Here is a 15,130-nt window from a genome sequence, read left to right as displayed (position 1 = left end):
TTCCTCAGCCGACGCCGGGGTTCATGATCCCGAGCGGGTCGACCGCGGCCCGGACGCGGGCGGCGAGGTCGAGGACGTCGGGACCGACCTGCTCGGCCAGCGCCGCGACCTTGGCCCGGCCGACACCGTGCTCACCGGTGATGGTGCCGCCCGCCTCGATCGCCGTGCGCAGGATCGCGTCGAACGCGGCCCGCGCCCGGACGACGCTGTCGGCGTCGCCGGGCACGTAGAGGATCGCCGGGTGCAGGTTGCCGTCCCCGGCGTGCGCGAAGACGGGGATCTCGACGTCGTGCTCGGCGGCGATCGCCGCGATGCGCTCGAGCACGGCCGGCAGCCGGTCGACCGGGACGCAGACGTCCTCGGGCATCACCGCGCCGCGGGCGTCGATGGCCGGCCCGGTCGCCCGCCGCGCCTCCAGGAACGCCTCGCCCTCGGCGGGGTCGTCGGTCTCCAGCACCTCGCGGGCGCCGGCGGCCCGGCAGCACCCGGCGATGACCGCGACCTCCTGCGCGCGGGCCGCGCCGGGGGCGTCGGACTGGGCGATGAGCAGCGCGCCGGCGGTGCGGTCCAGCCCCATCGGGCGGAAGTCCTCGACCGCGTTCACCGCCGCCCGGTCGAGCAGCTCCACCATCGACGGGCGCACGCGGGCGCCCATCGCGGCGACCGCGGCGCCGGCGTCGGCCGGGGTGTCGAACCAGGCGACGACGGTGGCCGCCGGCTCCTGCGCCGGGACCAGCCGCAGCACCACCCGGGTCACCACGCCGAGGGTCCCCTCGCTGCCCACGAACAGCGGCAGCAGCGGCAGGCCGGCGACGTCCTTGACCGTCCGGCCGCCCAGGGTGACCAGCCGCCCGTCGGGCAGGACGACGTCGAGCCCGAGGACGTAGTCGCTGGTGACGCCGTACTTGACGCAGCAGATGCCGCCGGCGTCGGTGGCGACGTTGCCCCCGATGGTGGAGATGCGGAAGGAGCCCGGGTCCGGCGGGTACCACAGCCCGTGGACGGCGGCGGCCTCCTTGACCGCGACGTTGAGGGCGCCGGACTCCACGACCGCCACCCGGGTGACCGGGTCGACCTCGATCCCGGTCATCCGCTCGGTGCACACCACCAGGCAGCCCGGCACCGCGGTCGCGCCGCCGGCCAGGCCGGTGCCCGCACCCCGGGGGACAACCGGCACCCGGTGCTCGCTCGCCCACCGCAGCGCCGTCTGCACCTGGCCAACGTCCTCGGCGCGGACGACGGCGACCGGCTGCCCGGCGTCGGCCGCCCGCGTCCAGTCCTGCCGGTACTTCTCCGTCCGCGCGGGATCGGTGACGACCACCCCCTCGGGCAGGGACTCCACCAGCCGGCGCACCGCACCCTCGTCCATGGCAGCAGCCAACCACCGGCGCGCCGGGGACGGCGGTCACCCGCGCGACCACCGCCCGCGACGGCGCGCGCCGCGACACCAGGCAGCTCCGGATCGCCGGTCATCGCCTGCGGCTGACGGCCCTGGCCTGCGCCTGGCCCGCCACTGCGAGGAGGCACCCATGAGGACGCACCGGATGACCGTCGTCGGGGCCGCCGCCCTCGCGCTGGTGACCGTGCCGGCCGCCGCGGCCGGCGCCCAGGAGGGCGTCACCACCGTGGCCGGCAGCCTGGACGGTCCCCGCCAGGTCGCCGAGTACACCGACGGCCGGCTGCTGGTCGCCGAGTCCGACACCGGCGAGGTGTCCTCCGTCGACCCCTCCGAAGGCACGGTCGAGGCCGTGGTGACCGGCCTGGTCAACCCGCAGGGCGTGGGGTACCGGCGCGGCGAGATCTGGATCGCGGCGGGCGAGGCCGGGCCACCGGAGGAGGGCGAGGGCCTGCCGCCCGAGCCGCCGGCCGTCGGGCAGGGCGGCCCCGGCCTGCTGGTGACCGCCACCGACGGCCAGGTGCTGCGGACCGTCGACACCCTCGCCTACGAGCTGGAGGACAATCCCGACGGGCAGACGCAGCTCGTCGACGGGGTGCTGGTCGACTCGCTGTCGAACCCGTTCGCCGTCCTCGTGCAGCGATCCCGGGTCCTGGTGGCCGACGCCGGCGCCAACACCGTCCTGTCGGTCGACCGGGACTCCGGGGAGATCTCCACGTTCTTCGTGCCACCGGTGGTGAGCCCCGACGAGGTCGCCGCCTGCGGCGAGGTCCCGAACAACCCCGGCACCGTCGGCTGCGACCCGGTGCCCACCGGCGTGGCCCGCGGCCCGGACGGGCGGGTCTACGTGAGCACCCTGGGCTCCGAGGTCCCCGGTGCCGGCCGCGTGTACGTCCTCTCCCCGGACGGCGAGCAGGAGGAGGTCATCGAGGACCTCGACCCGCTCACCGGCATCCAGGTCGACGACGACGGGACGGTCACCGTCTCCGAGCTGCTGGAGGGCGCTCCCGCGGGCGAGCCGGCCCCCGACTTCGACCCGACGCCGGTCGGACAGCTGGTCCGGGTGACCGACGACGAGCGGACCCACGCGCAGGTCACCCTGCCGACCGGGCTGCTGCTCGACGACGGCGACCTGTACGCCTCGGCGTGGAGCATCGCCGGCCTGCTCGGCCAGCCGGGCCGCGGCGAGCTGGTGCGCGTGGCGACGACGCCTTCGAGCCCGCCTCCTGAGCCGGGCCGGCCTCAGCCGGCCGCGACGAGGACGACGGCGTCGACCTCCACCGCGATGCCGAAGGGCAGCTCGGCCATGCCCACCGCCGAGCGGGCGGCGAGTCCGGCGTCGCCGAGGACGTCGGTGAGCAGGTCGGAGCAGCCGTCGACCACCGCGGGGACCTCCGTGAACCCCGGCGCGCAGTTCACCATGCCGAACAGCTTCAGCACCTGCCGGACCCGGCCGAGGTCGCCGAGCTCGGTCCGCAGCCTCGCGAGGATCTGCAGGCCGGCCAGCCGGGCCGCCTCCCGGCCGGTCTCCAGGTCCAGCGCGCGCTCGCCGACCTTGCCGGTGAGCAGGGTGCCGTCCGGCCGCACCGGCCCCACCCCGGAGAGGAAGAGCAGGTCCCCGGCGCGGGTGGCCGGCGCGTAGTGGGCGCGGGGGCTCAGCGGCTCGGGCAGCTCGATGCCGAGCTCGCGCAGCCGGTCGTCGACGGTCATGGGCCCACCCTGTCCTCCGGCCCCCGGCGTCATCAACGGGCCGGCGTCCCGCTCCGCGACCTCCGGCCCTGGAGGTCCCGGGTCCCACCGCCCACGCTGGAGGGGTGGGAGGAGGCCACGATGGCGCTGCACACCCGATGGGCGAGGGGAGAGCACCGGCGGGGACGGCTGGTCCGGGCCGTGCACCGCGGGTGGAGGGCGGTCGGGGAGGACGGCGTCCGGCCCCGGTGGGTGACCCTGGAGGTGCGGGGACGGCGCACCGGCCGCGCGACGTCGTCCCCGCTGGTCGTCGCCCCCCTCGACGGGGAGCGGTACCTGGTCGCCCTGCGCGGCGAGGACACCGGCTGGGTGCGGAACGTGCGGGCCGCGGGCGGTCGCGCGGTGCTGCGGCACGGGCGCCGGGAGCCGGTGCGCCTGGAGGAGGTGCCGCCCGCGGCGCGCCCGCCGGTGATCCGGCGCTACCTGGAGCTGGTGCCCGGCCGCCGCGGAGCCCGGCCCGCACCGGAGGCCGACGCCCCGCGGGTGGCCGCCGACGTCCCCGTCTTCCGGGTGGTCGGCGAGCCGGTCACGCCGATCCGAGGGCGGCGCGGAGGAAGCCGCTGACCGCACCCAGCACGGCCGGGGTGTCGAACGCGGGGTCCTCGTGGTTGGCGCCGCCCAGCAGGAGGAACGACGTGGGCACCCCGGCACGGCGCAGCGCGTCGGCCAGTCGGCGGCTGTGGGTGGACGGGACGAGCCCGTCGGCGTCGCCATGGGCGACGAGGAACGGCGGCGCCCCGGCGTGCACGTGGGTGAGCGGGCTGGCCGCGCGGGCCGCCTCCGGGTCGTCGGCGGTGGCCGCCAGCCCGAGCAGGCGGGCCTCGAACGAGGGCACCAGCGGCGGGCCGCTGACGAACGGCGGCAGCGGCCCCTCCGGGACGTCGGTGTCGCGGGCGAGCAGGTCGGTCACCGGGAACCAGGTCACGACCGCCTGCACCGAGCTGTCGCCCAGCTCGCCGTCCCGCGCGTCGGGGCACAGGCCGGCCAGGGCGGCGAGGTGGCCGCCGGCCGAGGCGCCCCAGGCGCCGACCCGGGCGGCGTCGACCCCGTGGGCCGCCCCCTCGGCGCGCAGCCACCGGACGGCGGCCCGGAGGTCGTCGAGCGGGGCGGGGAAGGTGGCCTGGCCGCTGAGCCGGTACTGCACGGCGGCCACGGCGACGCCGTCGGCGGCGACCGGGACCAGCCGCTCCTCGGCGCGGTCGGTGCGCGTGCCCCGCAGCCAGCCGCCCCCGTGGAGGTAGACCGCGACCGGTGCCGGCCGGGGCGTCTCGGGCACGTAGAGGTCCAGGCACAGCTCGACGCCGCCGGGGGTGGCGTAGACCAGGTCGGGGGTGACGGTGACGGCGGCGGACGGCATGGTGCTCCAGGGACGCGAGGACGGGGGCGGGCGCCAGCCTGGACCGTCCGGCAGCGGGCGGCAACCCGCCGTTACGCTCGCCGGGTGCCGGCCAAGCCGCTCCGCGACGTCGTCGCGCCGGACCTGGACGTGCTGTTCTGCGGCATCAACCCCTCGCTGCTGTCGGCGGCGCGCGGGCACCACTTCGCCCGGCCGGGCAACCGCTTCTGGCCGGCGCTGCACCTGGCCGGGCTGACGCCGCGGCGGATGACGCCCGAGGAGGACGGCGAGCTGCCGCGCCACGGCCTGGGCGTGACCAACCTGGTGGACCGGCCGACCCGCACGGCGGCGGAGCTGACCCCCGAGGAGCTGCGGGAGGGGGCCGCGGCGCTGGCCGAGCTGGTGGCCCGGTACCGGCCGCGGGTGCTCGCCGTCCTGGGGGTGGGCGCCTACCGGACCGGCTTCGGCCGGCCGCGCGCCGTCCTGGGCCGGCAGGACGAGCGGATCGGCGGCGCGCAGACCTGGGTGGTGCCGAACCCGAGCGGCCTCAACGCGCACTACCAGCTGCCGGACCTCGCCCGGCTGTACCGGCAGTTGCGACCAGCAGGGGCCGCCGAGGACTCCTCCCGGGATCAGGCGCCGACCGGTGCCGGCACGCGGGCCACGGGAGCGGAGACGGCGTAGACGCCGTCCGCCGCGGTCAGGGACGCGCCGGGCAGCAGCCGGCGGACCAGCCCGACGACGCGGTCGTTGTCCACCTGCACGTCGGCGGTGAGGGTGGCGACGCCGCGCCGTCCGGCCAGCTCGACCAGCTCCCGCAGCAGTTGCCGGCCGACCCCCACGCCCTGCCACCCGTCCTCGACGACGACGGCGACCTCGGCCGTCGCCGGGTCGGCGGGGGAACGGTCGTAGCGGGCCACCCCGACGACCTCGCCGCCCACCTCGGCGACCAGCGCCTCCCGCAGGTCGTGGTCCACGGCGACCAGGTGGGGGAGCGCGTCGACCGGCGGCCGGCGCAGCGGCGCGTGGAACCGGCGGTAGACCGTCTCCGGGGACAGCCGGCTCCACAGGCGGCAGAAGCGCGGGCCGTCGTCCGGCCGCACCGGCCTCGTGCGCACTCCGATGTCCATGCCGCACCTCCTCGGTTCGGGAGGTGAACTCTGCTCCGTCCGGGTGAGTTCGTCAAGCGAACCCAGCGAGGTAGGATCGCGGTGTGGGCGAGGCGCTGTGGGACCGGTCGCGGTGCTCGGTCGCGGGCGCGCTGGCCGTCGTCGGGGAGAAGTGGAGCCTGCTCGTGCTGCGCGAGGCGTTCCTCGGCGTGCGCCGGTTCGCCGACTTCCAGCGGGTGCTCGGCGCGCCGCGGGCCGTGCTCACCGACCGGCTGAACACCCTGGTCGACCAGGGGCTGCTGCGGCGGGAGCCCTACCAGGCGCAGGGGGAGCGGCAGCGGCACGAGTACCGGCTGACGCAGAAGGGCATCGACCTCTACCCGGCGCTGGTCGCACTGATGGAGTGGGGCGACCGCCACCTCGCCGGGGAGGGCGCCGCGCCGCTGGAGCTGCGGCACCGCGACTGCGGCGAGCCGGTGCACCTGGCGCTGGTCTGCGAGGCCGGGCACGAGCTCTCCGGCGCCCGCGACGTGCGCGCCGTCCCCGCCGGCGCCGAGGCCGCCCGTTCCCGCTGACGGAAGCGGGGCCGGCCGGCCGGGCGCCCGCTGACAGACTCGGCCGCATGCCGGTCCCGGGGGCCTCGAGCCGACTCGCCACGCTGTCGCTGCCGAACACGACCGTCGACTCGGTCGTCGACGACCCGGGGGACGCGACGACCCCGCCGTCCTGCCGCGTGCAGCTCACCGTCACCCACCCGCCGGCCGACGACCGCGTGACCGTCTGGGTGCACCTGCCCACGCAGACGTGGAACGGCCGCTTCCAGGGCGTGGGTGGGGGCGGCTTCCTCGGCGGCTCCCCGGAGTCCCTGCTCGAGCCGCTGCGCGCCGGGTACGCCGCGGCCGCGACCGACGCCGGCCACCCCGACGCCACCGCCTCCTTCGCCCTCGACGGCCGGGGTCGGCTGGACTGGCAGCGCATCCGGGACTTCGGCCACCTCGGCATCCACGACATGACGGTCGCGGCCAAGGCGGTGGTGACCGCGTACTACGGGCAGCCGCCGGCGTACTCCTACTTCAACGGCTGCTCGACCGGCGGCCGGCAGGGGCTGATGGCGGCGCAGCGCTACCCGGCCGACTACGACGGCGTCCTCTCCGGCGCGCCGGCGATCAACTGGCCGCGGATGCAGGTCGGCCAGATCTGGGGCCAGCTCGTCATGCTCGAGCGAGGCAACTTCGTCTCCGCGGCCAAGTTCGAGGCGGCGCTGGCCGCGATCATCGAGCAGTGCGACACCGTGGGGGACGGCGTCCGCGACCGCGTGGTGGGCGACCCGCTGGCCGCGCGGCCCGACCTCGACGCCCTGGTCGGGCTGCCGACGCCGGACGGCCCGCTGACCGAGACCGACGTCGAGGTGGTCCGGCTCATCGGTCAGGGGCCGCGGCGGCGGGACGGGGAGTTCCTCTGGTACGGCCTGGCCCCCGGCGCGCCCTTCGCCGGCCTGCACGACACTGCGGTGGTCGACGGCCAGCTGGTCGGTCAGCCGTTCGTCTTCGACCTGTGGTGGATCGGGCTGTTCCTGGAGCAGGACCCGGCCTGGGACTGGCGCACCCTCACCCGCGAGGCGTTCGAGGCGTACGTCGAGCGTTCGGTGGAGATGTACTCCGCCGTCCTGGCCGCCGACGATCCCGACCTGACCGCGTTCGCCGACCGGGGTGGGAAGGCGCTGCTCTGGCACGGCGCCGCCGACTTCGGCATCCCGTTCCAGGGCACCGTCGACTACTACGAGCGGGTCCGGGCGCGGATGGGCGCCGAGCGCACCGACGAATGCCTCAGGCTGTTCCTCGCCCCCGGCGTCGGCCACTGCGGCGGCGGCGTCGGACCCCAGCCGGGTGGCCAGTTCGAGGCGCTGGTGGCCTGGGTGGAGGAGGGCCGCGCGCCCGAGGAGCTGGTCGCGACGAGGACAGCCGAGGACGGGACCGTGCTGCAGACCCGCCCGCTCTACGCCTACCCGGGCATCGCGCGGTGGACCGGCGAGGGGGACCCGGACGACGCGGCCGGCTTCACCCGCGCCGAGGGCACCCGCCTGGCCCCGCACCGCGACTGAGCGCCGCGGCCCGCGCCTCGCGGGCCAGCCGGCGGGCCTCCCGCAGCGGCTGCGGCGTGCGCGTACCGGTGCTCGCGGCCAGCACGACGTCGGCGGCCGTCGCCGCGGTCGTCCGCCAGGCCGCGGACGCGACCACCGGGCGGACCCCGGCCGCGGTCCGCACGCAGCGGGCGACCTCCTCGCCGTCCAGCAGCAGGGGCGCGGTGTCGCCCCGACGCGGGCCGGGACCGGGGCCCCGGGCCCGCAGCGGGACGTCGGTGACGCCCACGCTGGGCAGCCCCAGCACCGCGCCGAGGTGCAGCGCGAGCCCGGCGCGGCGGGGGTGGTCGCGACCGGACGCGGCGAGGAGCAGCACGTCGGGGGAGTCCTCCAGGTGCTCCACCGCCGTCACCAGCAGCGGGCCCTCCCGGAGGACGAGCAGCGAGGGGACGTAGGGCGCCGCCGCGGCCCCCTCGACGACCCGCGCGGCCAGGACCCGCGTCCCGCGCGCCAGCACGGCCGCGGCCCAGCAGCGCTCCTCGCCGCCGCCGGAGACCACGACCGCGGCCGCGACGAGCGGAGCGGTCGCGCCGGGCGTCCAGGCCGGCGGTCGCCGGTCGGCCAGCCGCCGCTGCTCGGCGACCGCCGCGGCCGCGTCGGCCGGCCACCGACCGGTCAGACCGGCTGCGGGCCCTCGGGAGGAGGGGCGGTCGGGTCGGTGGGGCCCGGCTGCGGCACCGGCGCCGGGCCGGGCGGGGAGACCGGGTCCATCGGCGACGGGGAGGGCGACGGGGGCTGGGGGCCGGGCAGGGGAGGCGTCGTCATGGGCCCGCTCCTACCCGGCCGGGCCCGCGCCATCCCGCGTCGAGCGGCGACCGCCCGCCGGGTCCCCTACGGTCCGGGGGTGACCAAGCGGGTGGTCGTGGTGGGCGGGGACGCAGCCGGCGGCAGCGCCGCGTCGCAGGCGAAGAAGCGGCAGCGCGACCTCGACGTCGTGATGTTCGAGCGCGGGCGGGCGACGTCCTACTCCGCGTGCGGCATCCCCTACTGGATCAGCGACGCGGTCGACTCCGAGGCCGAGCTGATCGCCCGCACCCCCGAGCAGCACCGGGCCGCGGGCATCGACGTCCGGATGCGCACCGAGGTCGTCGGGATCGACCTGGACCGCCGCGTCGTCCACTGGCGGGACCTGGACGGCGGTGGCGAGGGGACCGAGGGCTTCGACGAGCTGGTCTACGCGACCGGCAGCGTCCCCATGCGCCCGCCGGTCCCGGGCATCGACGCCGCCGGGGTGTACGGCGTGCAGGTGCTCGACGACGGCGTGGCGCTGCGCGCGGAGCTGGAGAGCGGCGACGTCCGCCGGGTGGTCGTGGTGGGCGGCGGCTACATCGGCCTGGAGATCGCCGAGGCCTGCCGGATCCGCGGGCTCGAGGTCACCGTCGTCGACCGCTCGGCCACGCCGGTGGGCACCTTCGACCCCGACGTCGGGCAGTTCATCGCCGACGCCGTCCGCCGCGAGGGGATCGAGCTGGTGCTCTCCGACCCGGTCGCGGCGATCGAGGTCGACCGCACCGGGCGCGCCCGGGCGGTGGTCACCGCCGGCGGCAAGGAGCTGCCCGCCGACCTGGTCGTGCTGGGGCTGGGCGTGCGGCCGGCCGTCCGGCTGGCCGAGGAGGCCGGCATCCCGCTCGGGGTCTCCGGCGGCGTCGCCGTCGACGTGCGGATGCACACCCGCGCCGAGGGGGTGTGGGCCGCCGGGGACTGCGTCGAGTCGCGGCACCGGCTGACCGGGCAGCCGATCGTGGTGGCGCTGGGCACCCACGCCAACAAGCAGGGACGGGTGGCGGGGATCAACATCGGCGGGGGCTACGCGACGTTCCCGGGCGTCATCGGGACCGCCATCACCCGGATCTGCGACCTGGAGGTGGCGCGCACCGGCCTGTCCGAGGCCGAGGCGGCCGCGGCCGGGTACTCCTTCGTCACCGCGTCGGTGGACTCCACGACCAAGGCCGGGTACTTCCCGGGCGCCCAGCCGATCCGGGTCAAGATGATCGCCGAGCGGCGCAGCGGGCAGCTGCTCGGCGCCCAGGTCGTCGGCCGGGAGGCGGCGGCCAAGCGCATCGACGCGCTGGCGATCTGCATCTGGAACGAGATGGGCGTCGACCAGGTCCTCTCCCTGGACCTCGCCTACGCCCCGCCGTTCTCCCCGGTGTGGGACCCCGTGCTCATCGCGGCCCGGAAGGCGTTCGAGGCCGTGGAGAACGACCTGCGGCTGCTGTAGCGGCCGAGGGGGCCCGGTCCGTCGCCCTGGGCGGGAACCGTTACCCGGGGGGCGTCCGCGGGTAGACCAGGGCGGCTCAGGACGGGAGCGACCGCAGGGGGAGACGTGACCACGACGAGCGACAACCACTTCCTCGCCCAGGCCGTGCACGACCTCGGCTCGGCGCTGTGGCTCGGCGGCGCGGTGATGGGCATCGCCGGGGTGAACAAGTCCGGCAGCGACCTCAGCCAGGGCATCGACCGCATCCGGGTGGCCAACTCCGCCTGGAGCCGGTTCGCCCCGGCGCAGTGGGGCGGCATCGCGGCCACGCTGCTGGCCGGGCTGCGGCTCACCCAGGTCGGCGGCCGCCGGCTCGCGCTCCAGGAGGGCTTCGCGTCGGTCGGTGCGCTCAAGGCCGCCCTGGCCGTGGCCGGCGCCGGCGCGACGGCGTACGCCGCCTACAGCGGCAGCCGCATCGGCACGCTGGCGGAGGAGGCCGAGCGGCGCGGCACGCCCGTCGAGGTCAAGGACGCCACGCTGCCCACCGCGGGCACCCCCGAGGAGATCGCGACCTGGCAGCGGCGCCAGCGGATCACGCAGTTCGTCGTCCCGGCGCTGGCCGGGGCGAACATCGTCTGCGGCTCCTGGCTCGTGCAGTCCTACCGGCCTGCCGCCACCGCCCAAGGCGTCCTCGCCCGGCTGGTGCGCCGCTGACCTCGACGCCGGGAGCCTGCCGCGGGCGCAGGCCGGCCCGCGTCAACCCGCGTAGCGCGTGGCGAACGCGCGCGGCGTCATCGCGGTGACCCGCGCGAAGTCGCGGCTGAAGTGGGCCTGGTCGGCGTACCCGAGGACGGCGGCCACCTCCGCCAGGGTGGTGGACCGGCTGCGGAGACGCTCCGCCGCCTCCTGCAGCCGGCGTCGCTGGATGAGCCACTTCGGCGTCAGCCCGAGCCGGCGGTGCACCAGCCGCTGCAGGGCCCGCTCCGAGAGCCCGAACTCGGCGCAGACCTGCGCCACGCGGGTCACCCCGGCGTCCCCCTCGACGAAGGCGACCACCCGGTTGACCAGGTCGCCCTCGGCGTCGACGGGGAGCAGCGGGCGCAGCGCGTCGCCGAAGGCGTCCATCGCCGCCCGGTGCGCGGCGGGCGCGGCCGGGGCGGGCGCCATGGCGGTGCGCACCCGGTCGACGAGCCGGCTCCCCTCGGCACCCAGGACCTCGGCCAGGTCGACGTACCGGTCGGTGTAGGCCGCCAGGGGCTCCCGGGCCAGGAGGTACCCGGCCGCCGGCGCGCACATGAGCCCGACCGCCCAGCCGTCCCCGGTGAGCGTGGTCGTGGACAGGCCCGAGACGACGCCGTAGAAGCGCGCGTACCCCGCGGAGACGACCAGCAGCGTCACCGGGTACTGCAGCACGCGCTGCGGTGCCTCGGCGCCGGGCGGCACCGACCAGACCGGGATCCAGAACCGCTGGAGCAGTCCGGCGAACTCCGGGTCGGCCGCGTACCGGTGCATCACGTGCGACCCGTCGCGGGGATCGCGCAGGTGGGCCCGCTCGATCGCGTCCAGCGGGACCGCCCGGGCGGTGTCGGGTTTCATCAAGACCCCACCCTGCCGTGGTCAACGTTCGGCCATGACCGACACCGCGAGCTCGTACGAGGCCGCCGACCGCCCGCTGACCGCCGTCCTGGACGCCGTCCCCGCCGACCGGTGGACCGCACCGTCGCCCTGCGCCGGGTGGGCGGCCCGGGACGTCGTCCGGCACCTGGTGGAGACCCAGCGGGAGTTCCTGACCGGGCACGGCGTCGACCTGGGGGAGGCCCCGGACGTCGACGCCGACCCGGCCGGCGCGTGGCGCCGGCACGCCGAACGGGTCTCCGGCGCGGTCGCCGACGACGCCGTCGCCGGCGCGGAGTTCGACGGGTACTTCGGCCCCACGACCGTCGGCGCCACCCTCGAGCGGTTCTACGTCTGGGACATGCTCGTGCACCGCTGGGACGTGGCCCGGGCCGCGGGCATCGACGCCGGGTTCACCGACGACGAGCTCGACCGGATCGAGCAGGGGGCCGAGGGCTTCGGGGACGCCCTCTACAGCGAGGGCATCTGCCGGCCGGCGGTCGAGGCGCCCGCCGGCGCCGACCGGGCGACCCGCGTGCTGGCCCGCCTCGGGCGGGCCTGACCGGCGCGGCGCTCAGGCCGCGGGGCGGGTGAGGGCCCAGCGCGCCTCGAGCCACTCGTTGAGGCGGGCCTCGGCGGCCTGGCAGGCGGTGAAGGCGGCGATGCTGGGCGAGTCGGTGAACTCCGAGCGGGCGACCCCCAGGTCACGGTGGGCCTCGGCGATCAGCAGGTCGATCTCGGACACGGGCAGGGCAGTGGAGAGCATGGCGGCTCCCTGGCGAGGCACGGATCCGGGACCGTCTCGCCCGGGGCTCTGCCGCAGTAGTACCCGCGTTCCGGGGCTCAACCCCACCGGGGCCGGGTATGCGCGAGTCCGGGCCGCCCGGCGCGACCGGGTCCGGGCCCGGACGGCCGCGAACCGGTGGGGACAGCACACGAGGAGGACCAGATGAGCGAGCCGACGGACGCCGCGCAGCAGGGCCAGGAGCAGGAGGGCTCGTCCGACAGCCCCGGGCAGCACCCGGAGCGCGCCGGCGGCGGCCGCACGCAGGGCGAGACCGCGGTCGACGACGCGATGGGCCAGGGGACGGCGCCGGGCGAGTGACCGGCCGGGGGGAACGCCCCCCGGCCAGGGGGGGGGGGGGGGGGGGGGGGGGGGGGGGGGGGGGGGGGGGGGCGGGGGGGGGCGGGGGCGGGGGGGGGGGGGGGGGGGGGGGGGGGGGGGGGGGGGGGGGGGGGGGGGGGGGGGGGGGGGGGGGGGGGGGGGGGGGGGGGGGCGGGCGGAGTGTGGGGGGCGGGAGTCCGGCCGCGGCGCCCCCCCCCCCCCCCCCCCCCGGGGGCCCCCCCGGGGGGCGGGCCCCCCCCCCCCGCGGTCGGTCAGACGCCCGAGACGTCCTCGGCCTGCGGGCCGCGCTGGCCCTGGGTCGTCTCGAACTCGACCCGCTGGCCCTCGTCGAGGCTGCGGTAGCCGCCGCGGTCGGCGATGGCCGAGAAGTGCACGAACACGTCCGGCCCGCCGTCGTCGGGCTCGATGAACCCGAAGCCCTTCTCGGCGTTGAACCACTTCACCGTGCCGCGGGCGCGCCCGCCGCCGCCGGAGCGCCGGCCGCCGCTCTCCCGCGGACCGCTGTCGCGGTACCCCGAGTCGCGGTAGCCGCCGTCCCGGCCACCCGAGTCGCGGTAGCCGCCGTCCCGGCCGCGGGACCCGCCCCCCGCGCCCCCCTCGGGGCGGACGTCCTCGGCCTGCGGGCCGCGCTGGCCCTGGGTCGTCTGGAAGTCCACCCGCTGGCCCTCGTCGAGGCTGCGGTAGCCGCCGGTGTCGGCGATGGCCGAGAAGTGGACGAAGACGTCGGCCGAGCCGTCGTCGGGGGCGATGAACCCGAAGCCCTTCTCGGCGTTGAACCACGACACGGTGCCCGTGCTGCGCCCGCCCCCGCGCGAGGACGGCCGGCCCCGGTCCCCGCCCCGGTCGCCGCCCCGGTCACGGTCGCGGGGCGGCGCCTCCCGCTGAGGACGGCCACCGCCCAGCGGCCGGACGTCCTCGGCCTGGGGGCCCCGCTGGCCCTGGCTGGTCTCGTACTCCACCCGCTGGCCCTCGTCGAGGCTGCGGTAGCCGCCCGTGTCGGCGATGGCCGAGAAGTGGACGAACACGTCCGGCCCGCCCTCGTCGGCCTCGATGAACCCGAAGCCCTTCTCGGCGTTGAACCACTTCACCGTGCCCTGCGGCATCTCTTGCTCCTGCACCCCTCGCGTCGGCGGGTCCGTCCCGCCGACCGCCCGCGCGGGCCTCTCTCCGGCTCGTGCGCGGTACTGGCAGCGTGCCTTACCCGTCCGACGGGACTTCGCGCACCCCCGTGGATCGCGGATCTCCCGGGCGGGCCCGGCGGCCGCCGCCAGGGTGCGGTCAGACCCTGACCAGGATCTTCATCCCGTCCCCGTGGCGCAGCCGGCCGAAGGCCCCCACGAGGTCGTCGACGGCGATCTCCTCCACCCACCCGGTCGGGTCGTAGCGCCCCTCGGCCATGGCGGCGATGACGGCGTCGAAGTCGCGCGGCAGGTAGGCCAGGGCCCCGGTCATCGAGGTCTCGCCGAACACCAGCACCGACGGGTTGAACTCGAAGCCCTTCTCGTGCAGCGCCACGACCACCAGCCGGCCGGCCGGGGCGAGCAGCCCGACCGCCGCGGTCACCGCCGCGCCGGCGCCGGCGGCGTCGAAGGCGACGTCCACCCCGTCCCCGCCGGTGACCTCGGCGACGACCGCGGCGAGGTCGTCGGCCGTGGGGTCGACGACGTGCGGCGCGCCGAGCCGCTGCACCGCTGCGCGCCGGGCCGCGCTCGGCTCGGAGACGACGACGTCGGTCACCCCGCGGGCCCGCAGCGCGAAGTACAGGCCGATGCCGATCGGGCCGGCTCCCGCGACCAGGGCCGACCCGCCCGGCCGGACCCCGCTGACGTCGACGGCGTGCCAGGCGACCGACATGGGCTCGACGAGGGCACCCATGCGCAGGTCCACCGCGTCGGGCAGCCGGTGCAGCATGGTCGCGGGCACCGTCGTGTACTCGGCCATGCCGCCGCCGTCGCTGGTCAGCCCGTGGAAGCCGAAGCTGCGGCAGGTGTTGACCATGCCCTTGCGACAGGCCGCGCACGTCCCGCAGGAGTAGACCGGCCAGACGGCGACCCGGTCGCCGACCGCCACCCCGTCGACCCCGTCGCCGAGGTCGACGACGGTGCCGGAGAACTCGTGGCCGAGCACCTGCGGGGGCATCGACCCGGTGAGGGGATGCGGCTGCGTGTAGTCCAGGCCGGAGTTCTCCGGCGAGTAGAAGACGTGCAGGTCCGACCCGCAGATGCCGGCATAGGCGTTGCGCAGCTTCACCTGACCGGGGCCGGGCGAGGGTTCGGCGACGTCCTCGATGCGGACGTCCTCCTGTGCGTGGAACCGGGCTGCCCTCACGGTGTCCTCCTCGGGGGGTGGGGGGCGGGGGGGGGGGGGGGGGGGGGGGGGGGGGGGGGGGGGGGGGGGGGGGGGGGGGGGGGGGGGGGGGGCGGGGGGGCGGGGCGCTGCCGGGGTGGGGGGGGCCGGGGG

At 77.3% G+C, this 15,130-nt stretch carries 18 protein-coding genes and 1 pseudogene; 9 read left to right on the top strand and 10 right to left on the bottom strand.

Going from position 1 to position 15,130, the window contains the following annotated elements:
- Positions 1-4 precede the first annotated feature (4 nt).
- The gene (locus tag ACI789_RS22765) at positions 5-1,369 is read right to left on the bottom strand and encodes an FAD-binding oxidoreductase (RefSeq protein ID WP_457011768.1); all 1,365 of its coding nucleotides are present in this window, start codon (positions 1,367-1,369) and stop codon (positions 5-7) included.
- Between ACI789_RS22765 and ACI789_RS22760 the strand changes: the two are divergent.
- A pseudogene (locus ACI789_RS22760) lies at positions 1,368-2,585 on the top strand (ScyD/ScyE family protein); the annotation flags it as partial. The gene ACI789_RS22765 and the pseudogene ACI789_RS22760 sit on opposite strands and share 2 nt — an antisense overlap.
- A gap of 53 nt (positions 2,586-2,638) precedes the next feature.
- On the opposite strand, the gene ACI789_RS22755 reads toward ACI789_RS22760, so the two are convergent.
- Positions 2,639-3,106: a RidA family protein gene (locus tag ACI789_RS22755; protein ID WP_457011767.1), complete on the bottom strand. Its 468-nt coding sequence runs from the start codon at positions 3,104-3,106 to the stop codon at positions 2,639-2,641.
- Positions 3,107-3,226: 120 nt separating this feature from the next.
- Between ACI789_RS22755 and ACI789_RS22750 the strand changes: the two genes are divergently transcribed.
- Positions 3,227-3,709, top strand: a complete 483-nt coding sequence (locus ACI789_RS22750) for a nitroreductase/quinone reductase family protein (protein ID WP_457011766.1) — start codon at positions 3,227-3,229, stop codon at positions 3,707-3,709.
- Here ACI789_RS22750 and ACI789_RS22745 read toward each other — a convergent pair.
- Positions 3,672-4,502, bottom strand: a complete 831-nt coding sequence (locus tag ACI789_RS22745; protein ID WP_457011764.1) for an alpha/beta hydrolase fold domain-containing protein — start codon at positions 4,500-4,502, stop codon at positions 3,672-3,674. The two genes, ACI789_RS22750 and ACI789_RS22745, sit on opposite strands and share 38 nt — an antisense overlap.
- A gap of 84 nt (positions 4,503-4,586) precedes the next feature.
- Between ACI789_RS22745 and mug the strand changes: the two genes are divergently transcribed.
- Positions 4,587-5,165, top strand: coding sequence for a G/U mismatch-specific DNA glycosylase (gene mug / locus ACI789_RS22740; protein WP_457011763.1), 579 nt, complete (start codon positions 4,587-4,589; stop codon positions 5,163-5,165).
- On the opposite strand, the gene ACI789_RS22735 is transcribed toward mug, so the two are convergent.
- Entirely contained in the window at positions 5,114-5,611 is a 498-nt protein-coding gene (locus ACI789_RS22735; RefSeq protein WP_457011762.1) for an N-acetyltransferase family protein, read from the bottom strand. The two genes, mug and ACI789_RS22735, sit on opposite strands and share 52 nt — an antisense overlap.
- Positions 5,612-5,694: 83 nt before the next feature.
- On the opposite strand from ACI789_RS22735, the gene ACI789_RS22730 reads away from it, so the two are divergent.
- Positions 5,695-6,165 (top strand): winged helix-turn-helix transcriptional regulator, encoded by a 471-nt coding sequence (locus tag ACI789_RS22730; RefSeq protein WP_456921138.1) that lies wholly within the window; start codon positions 5,695-5,697, stop codon positions 6,163-6,165.
- Between the two features lie 47 nt (positions 6,166-6,212).
- On the top strand, positions 6,213-7,691 hold the full coding sequence (locus ACI789_RS22725) for a tannase/feruloyl esterase family alpha/beta hydrolase (RefSeq protein ID WP_457011760.1): 1,479 nt from the start codon (positions 6,213-6,215) through the stop codon (positions 7,689-7,691).
- On the opposite strand, the gene ACI789_RS22720 is transcribed toward ACI789_RS22725, so the two are convergent.
- Both ACI789_RS22720 and ACI789_RS22715 read right to left on the bottom strand, forming a co-directional pair.
- Entirely contained in the window at positions 7,648-8,229 is a 582-nt protein-coding gene (locus ACI789_RS22720; RefSeq protein ID WP_457011759.1) for an endonuclease V, read from the bottom strand. The genes ACI789_RS22725 and ACI789_RS22720 overlap by 44 nt on opposite strands.
- Before the next feature lie 116 nt (positions 8,230-8,345).
- A complete protein-coding gene (locus tag ACI789_RS22715) occupies positions 8,346-8,495 on the bottom strand; it encodes a hypothetical protein (protein WP_456921140.1) in 150 nt (49 codons plus the stop codon).
- A 79-nt stretch (positions 8,496-8,574) separates the two neighbouring features.
- Here ACI789_RS22715 and ACI789_RS22710 point away from each other — a divergent pair, with 79 nt between their 5' ends.
- Positions 8,575-9,951, top strand: coding sequence for an FAD-dependent oxidoreductase (locus tag ACI789_RS22710; protein WP_457011758.1), 1,377 nt, complete (start codon positions 8,575-8,577; stop codon positions 9,949-9,951).
- A 105-nt stretch (positions 9,952-10,056) separates the two neighbouring features.
- On the top strand, positions 10,057-10,644 hold the full coding sequence (locus tag ACI789_RS22705; RefSeq protein ID WP_457011757.1) for a hypothetical protein: 588 nt from the start codon (positions 10,057-10,059) through the stop codon (positions 10,642-10,644).
- A 42-nt stretch (positions 10,645-10,686) separates the two neighbouring features.
- Here the strand turns inward: ACI789_RS22705 and ACI789_RS22700 are convergent, their stop codons facing one another.
- Positions 10,687-11,526: a helix-turn-helix domain-containing protein gene (locus ACI789_RS22700; RefSeq protein WP_457011755.1), complete on the bottom strand. Its 840-nt coding sequence runs from the start codon at positions 11,524-11,526 to the stop codon at positions 10,687-10,689.
- Positions 11,527-11,560: 34 nt separating this feature from the next.
- On the opposite strand from ACI789_RS22700, the gene ACI789_RS22695 reads away from it, so the two are divergent.
- Positions 11,561-12,106 carry a TIGR03086 family metal-binding protein gene (locus ACI789_RS22695; RefSeq protein WP_457011753.1) on the top strand — a complete coding sequence of 182 codons (546 nt, stop codon included), beginning with the start codon at positions 11,561-11,563 and terminating at the stop codon, positions 12,104-12,106.
- Positions 12,107-12,118: 12 nt separating this feature from the next.
- Here the strand turns inward: ACI789_RS22695 and ACI789_RS22690 are convergent, their stop codons facing one another.
- Positions 12,119-12,310: a hypothetical protein gene (locus ACI789_RS22690; protein ID WP_457011752.1), complete on the bottom strand. Its 192-nt coding sequence runs from the start codon at positions 12,308-12,310 to the stop codon at positions 12,119-12,121.
- A gap of 183 nt (positions 12,311-12,493) precedes the next feature.
- Here ACI789_RS22690 and ACI789_RS22685 point away from each other — a divergent pair, with 183 nt between their 5' ends.
- Positions 12,494-12,649, top strand: coding sequence for a hypothetical protein (locus ACI789_RS22685; protein ID WP_457011751.1), 156 nt, complete (start codon positions 12,494-12,496; stop codon positions 12,647-12,649).
- Positions 12,650-12,921: 272 nt separating this feature from the next.
- On the opposite strand, the gene ACI789_RS22680 is transcribed toward ACI789_RS22685, so the two are convergent.
- On the bottom strand, positions 12,922-13,773 hold the full coding sequence (locus ACI789_RS22680; protein ID WP_457011750.1) for a cold-shock protein: 852 nt from the start codon (positions 13,771-13,773) through the stop codon (positions 12,922-12,924).
- 175 nt (positions 13,774-13,948) lie between these two features.
- A complete protein-coding gene (locus ACI789_RS22675; RefSeq protein WP_457011749.1) occupies positions 13,949-14,998 on the bottom strand; it encodes a 2,3-butanediol dehydrogenase in 1,050 nt (349 codons plus the stop codon).
- Between the last annotated feature and the right edge of the window lie 132 nt (positions 14,999-15,130).

The sequence above is a fragment of the Geodermatophilus sp. SYSU D00965 genome, assembly GCF_054050075.1.
Note: the sequence above shows the minus strand (reverse complement) of the source record. Positions and strands in the feature narration are given on the sequence as shown.

Bases quoted from the DNA above. Each gene is read 5' to 3' on its own strand.
- ACI789_RS22750 (WP_457011766.1), top strand. From the start codon at position 3,227: ATGGCGCTGCACACCCGATGGGCGAGGGGAGAGCACCGGCGGGGACGG.
- ACI789_RS22700 (WP_457011755.1), bottom strand. From the start codon at position 11,526: ATGAAACCCGACACCGCCCGGGCGGTCCCGCTGGACGCGATCGAGCGG.
- ACI789_RS22680 (WP_457011750.1), bottom strand. From the start codon at position 13,773: ATGCCGCAGGGCACGGTGAAGTGGTTCAACGCCGAGAAGGGCTTCGGG.
- ACI789_RS22745 (WP_457011764.1), bottom strand. From the start codon at position 4,502: ATGCCGTCCGCCGCCGTCACCGTCACCCCCGACCTGGTCTACGCCACC.
- ACI789_RS22765 (WP_457011768.1), bottom strand. From the start codon at position 1,369: ATGGACGAGGGTGCGGTGCGCCGGCTGGTGGAGTCCCTGCCCGAGGGG.
- ACI789_RS22695 (WP_457011753.1), top strand. From the start codon at position 11,561: ATGACCGACACCGCGAGCTCGTACGAGGCCGCCGACCGCCCGCTGACC.
- ACI789_RS22725 (WP_457011760.1), top strand. From the start codon at position 6,213: ATGCCGGTCCCGGGGGCCTCGAGCCGACTCGCCACGCTGTCGCTGCCG.
- ACI789_RS22690 (WP_457011752.1), bottom strand. From the start codon at position 12,310: ATGCTCTCCACTGCCCTGCCCGTGTCCGAGATCGACCTGCTGATCGCC.
- ACI789_RS22715 (WP_456921140.1), bottom strand. From the start codon at position 8,495: ATGACGACGCCTCCCCTGCCCGGCCCCCAGCCCCCGTCGCCCTCCCCG.
- ACI789_RS22735 (WP_457011762.1), bottom strand. From the start codon at position 5,611: ATGGACATCGGAGTGCGCACGAGGCCGGTGCGGCCGGACGACGGCCCG.
- ACI789_RS22755 (WP_457011767.1), bottom strand. From the start codon at position 3,106: ATGACCGTCGACGACCGGCTGCGCGAGCTCGGCATCGAGCTGCCCGAG.
- ACI789_RS22685 (WP_457011751.1), top strand. From the start codon at position 12,494: ATGAGCGAGCCGACGGACGCCGCGCAGCAGGGCCAGGAGCAGGAGGGC.